Source organism: Pseudomonas sp. GD03858 (genome assembly GCF_029840925.1).
Classification (GTDB): Bacteria; Pseudomonadota; Gammaproteobacteria; order Pseudomonadales; family Pseudomonadaceae; genus Aquipseudomonas.
This window is the reverse complement of record NZ_JAOCDM010000195.1, coordinates 1-4,425: the sequence shown is the minus strand read 5'-3', so window position 1 is coordinate 4,425 and position 4,425 is coordinate 1. Positions and strand designations below refer to the sequence as shown.

Here is a 4,425-nt window from a genome sequence, read left to right as displayed (position 1 = left end):
ACGCGTCACCATCGCCAATGAATGCGCATAAAAAAATCAAAACAATCACTCTGAAACCAGAACCAGAACCAGAACCAGAACCAGAACCAGAACCGTCAACCTTCCTTAACAACCCCCATCCCAACCCGCCCCCCTCTATGCGCCAAAACGGTATAAATACAGGGCAACACAAACAACGTGAACAAAGTCCCAACCGACATCCCCGTGGCTATCACGATCCCGATATCGAACCGGCTGACCGCCCCAGCCCCGCTGGCCAGAATTAGCGGCACCATGCCGAACACCATGGCCGCGGTGGTCATCAGCACCGGCCGCAGGCGAATCGCGGCGGCCTCTTCGATGGCCTCGCGAACCCCAAGCCCACGTTCATCGCGCAGTTGGTTGGCAAACTCGACGATCAGAATCCCATGCTTGGTGATCAGCCCGATCAAGGTCACCAACCCCACTTGCGTGTAGATGTTCATGCTCGAAACCCCAAGGAACAGCGGCAACAACGCCCCGCAGATGGACAGCGGCACGGTCACCAGAATCACCAGCGGATCCCGGAAACTCTCGAACTGCGCCGCCAGCACCAGAAAGATCATCGCCAGCGCCAGGCCAAAGGTCGCCCACAACGCGCTACCCTCCTGGACGAACTGCCGCGCCGTGCCGGCATAGTCCATCGAGAAACCCTCCGGCGCTTCCTCCCGGACGATGGCGCGCACCGTGTCCAGCGCCTCGCCCATGCTCACCAACGGAACCCCCTGGATGATTGCCGAGTTCAATTGCTGGAACTGGTTGAGCTGGCGTGGCCGGGCGCGATCGCTGAGCGTGATGAGCGTCGACAGCGGCAGCAACTGGTTCTGGTCGTTCTTCACGTAATAGCTGTTCAGCCAACCAGGATCGGCGCGGTAGGGACGCTCGACCTGGGCGATGACCTTGTAGCTGCGGCCTTCCAGGGTGAAACGGTTGATCTCCGCCTCGCCCAGCAAGGTTGCCAGGGTGCCGCCCAGGACATCCATCGACACCCCCATCTGCGCCGCCTTGGCCCGCTCGATATCGACCACCACCTCGGGCTTGTCGAACGCCAGGTCGATGTCGAGGAAGGCGAACTTGCCCGAGGCCTGGGCGCGCTCCTTTACCCGCTGGGCCACGTCCAGCAGCGCCGGATAGTCGCCGGCGGTATTGATCACGAACTGGAACGGCAGCCCCTCGCCGGTGCCGGGCAGCGAGGGCAGGTTGAAGCCGAAGATCTGCAGACCGCCGATCTGCTCGAGCTCGGCCTGCACCAGCGGCAGCAGCTGCATCTGCGTGCGCTCGCGCTCGTTCCACGGCTTGAGCAGGAAGCCACCGATGCCGCTCTGCACACCATTGAAACCGTTGATCTGGAACGACGAGTAGTACTCTGGAAAACGCTTGAACAACGGGGTGAACTCATCGGTATAGGCGTTGAGGTAATCGAGGTTGGCGGTCTGCGGCGAGCTGCTCATCATGAAGATCACCCCCTGGTCCTCGTCCGGCGCCAGTTCGTTGCGGGTGAACATCAGCAGCAGCGGAATCAGGCACAGGATCAGCACGGCGAACACCAGCACCACCGGACGGCTGTCCAGGGTGCCGTGCAGCAGGCGCTGGTAGCGCACCTTGAGGCTGTCGAAGATCAGGTCCAGGCGATGGGCCAGGCCGCTGGGGTTCTGCTCGTGGCGCAGCAGCAGCGCGCACATCATCGGCGACAACGTCAGGGCCACGACCCCGGAAATCACCACCGCGCCGGCCAGGGTCAGGGCGAACTCCTTGAACAGGGCGCCGGTCAGCCCGGTGAGAAAACCGATCGGCGCGTACACCGCTGCCAGGGTGATGGTCATCGACACTACCGGCAGGGCGATTTCGCGGGCGCCTTCCAGGGCTGCCTCGGTCGGCGTCTTGCCTTCCTCGATATGGCGGTGGATGTTCTCCACCACGACGATGGCGTCATCCACCACCAGGCCGATGGCCAGCACCATGGCCAGCAGCGTCAGCAGATTCAGCGAGTAGCCCATCATCTGCATGAAGAACAGCACCCCGATCATCGACAGTGGGATGGTCACCACCGGGATCACCACCGAGCGCAGGGCGCCGAGGAACAGGAACACCACGACGATGACGATCAGCACCGCCTCGCCGAGGGTCTTGATCACCTCGTCGATCGAAGCCTGGATGAACAGCGTGGCGTCGTAGGCGATGGACACCTTCAGGCTCGACGGCAGCTCCTCCTCGAGCTGCGGCATGATGCGCCGCACCTCCTTGATCACCTCCAGCGGGTTGGCCGCCGGGGTGGCCTTGATGCCGATATATACCGACGGCGTGCCGTCGAACGAACTGACCGTGTCGTAGTTTTCCGCGCCCATTTCGATGCGCGCCACATCGCCTAGCAACACCCGGCTGTCGCCGTCGGTCTTGACCGGCAGGGCGGCGAAGGCCTCGGCGGACTTGAGCTCGGTGGTCGCGTTGATGCTGGTGACCACGTATTCGCCCTTCACCTCGCCGGCGGCGGAGAGGAAGTTGTAGCGGCGCACGGCGTTGGTCACGTCCACCGCCGACAAGCCGAAACCGGCGAGCTTCACCGGGTCGATCCAGATGCGCATGGCGAACAGCTGGTTGCCGAGGATCTCGGCTTCGGCCATGCCCGGCAGGGTGGCCAGCTTGGGCTGGATCACCCGCGACAGGTAGTCGGTGATCTGCGGGTTGCTCATCTCGTTGCTGTAGAAACTGATGTACATCAGCGCCGAGGCGTCGGCCGCCTCCTTGCTCAGCACCGGGTCCTCGGAGTCCTGGGGCAGTTTGTTGCGCACCTCGTTGGCCTTGGCCAGCAACTGGGTGAACAAGCGGTCGCTGTCGGCGCCGATGCGTGCATAGACGGTGATCACCGAGAAGTTCTGCCGGCTTACCGAGGTCATGTAGTCGATACCGTCGGCGCTGGCCAGGCTCTGCTGCAGCGGCTGGGTGATGTAGCCCTGGATGGTCTCGGCGTTGGCCCCGGGGTAGGCGGTGGTCACGGTGATCAGGGCGTTTTCCATCTGTGGGTACTGGCGGATCTGCAGCTTGTTCCAGGCCTGCAGGCCCAGCAGCAGGATCAGCAGGCTGACCACGCAGGCCAGCACCGGGCGACGGATGAACGGGTCGGTGAACGCCATGGCCGCCTCCCGTTCAGTCCGCGCCCGGCGCGGCGGGCTTGAGGGCGGTGTCGGCATTGATACGGATCGCCGCGCCTGGGCTGAGCTTGAGCTGGCCAGCGGTGACCACCTGATCGCCGGCCTGCAGGCCCTTGCTCACCACGACCCAGCCGTCGCGGCGCTCGCCCGTCTGCACGGTGCGCTGCTCAGCGATCAGCTGCGGCTGCCCCTCGGTGTCGTGCTGTGCCTGACCGTCTTCGGCCTTCTTCTGGCTGACGACATACACCGAGTTGCCATACAGCGTGTAAGTGATGGCGTTTTCCGGGACCACCACTTGTTGCCTGGGATCGGGCAGCAGCAGCCGCAGGCTGGCGAACATGCCTGGCAGCAGCTTGCCGTCAGGGTTGGCCAGGGTGGCGCGTACCAGCAGGTTGCGGGTGCTTTCCTCGACCTTGGGGTTGATCGCGCTGAGGCTGGCGGGGAAGGTCTGCTCCGGATAGGCGGCCACCTGTACCAGCACCTGCTGGCCGAGGCTCAGGTGCGGCAGGGCCTGTTCGGGCACGTTGAAGTCGACGTAGAGGCTGGACAGGTCCTGCAGGGTGGCGATCACCGTGCCGCTGGGCAGATAGGCGCCGACATCCACCTGGCGGATGCCGATGGTGCCGCTGAACGGCGCGCGGATGCTTTTCTTCGCCAGCGAGGCCTTGAGCTGATCGACCACCGCCTGGTTGCGTCGATACTGGGCGGTCAGGCGGTCGTATTCGCCACGGGAGATGGCCGAGTCACCGACCAGCTGGCTGCCGCGGCCGAAGTCGACCTTGGCCAGCCCCAGGTCGGCCTGGGCGGTGCCGAGCAGGGCGGTCTCCTGGTCGCTGTCCAGTTGCAGCAGCAACTGGCCGGCCTTGACCTGCTGGCCCGACTCGAAGTGCAGCGAGCTGACCGTACCGGCGACTTCCAGGCTCAACTCCACGCCCTGATAGGCCTTGAGGCTGCCGACCGCCGGCAGACGCTCCTGCCACTGGCGCAGCTCGGCCTGGGCCGCGGCGACGCTGACCGGCGGCTTGGGCTGCGAGAACATCTGCACCTGCTTATAGATGGAAAAGGCCTTGATGCCCCCCAGGATCAACACGATCAGCAGGACGATGGCCAACATGATCAGCATGCGGCGGCGCAACATGGTCCGGTTCCCTGGATGTGGGTTTGTTATTCATCGGGCACGACCACGGGCGATCCGGCCCACGTGCGGTGGGGGAAAGTATTGTCGGTTTTTGCGAAAAGGGGAGGGATAAACGTGTGC

Annotated in this window: 2 protein-coding genes; both read right to left on the bottom strand. The window is 64.0% G+C overall.

Going from position 1 to position 4,425, the window contains the following annotated elements:
* Positions 1-95 precede the first annotated feature (95 nt).
* The gene (locus tag N5D48_RS25770; protein ID WP_279888937.1) at positions 96-3,149 is read right to left on the bottom strand and encodes a multidrug efflux RND transporter permease subunit; all 3,054 of its coding nucleotides are present in this window, start codon (positions 3,147-3,149) and stop codon (positions 96-98) included.
* 13 nt (positions 3,150-3,162) lie between these two features.
* Positions 3,163-4,305: an efflux RND transporter periplasmic adaptor subunit gene (locus N5D48_RS25765; protein ID WP_279888935.1), complete on the bottom strand. Its 1,143-nt coding sequence runs from the start codon at positions 4,303-4,305 to the stop codon at positions 3,163-3,165.
* Between the last annotated feature and the right edge of the window lie 120 nt (positions 4,306-4,425).

Bases quoted from the DNA above. Each gene is read 5' to 3' on its own strand.
- N5D48_RS25770 (WP_279888937.1), bottom strand. From the start codon at position 3,149: ATGGCGTTCACCGACCCGTTCATCCGTCGCCCGGTGCTGGCCTGCGTG.
- N5D48_RS25765 (WP_279888935.1), bottom strand. From the start codon at position 4,305: ATGTTGCGCCGCCGCATGCTGATCATGTTGGCCATCGTCCTGCTGATC.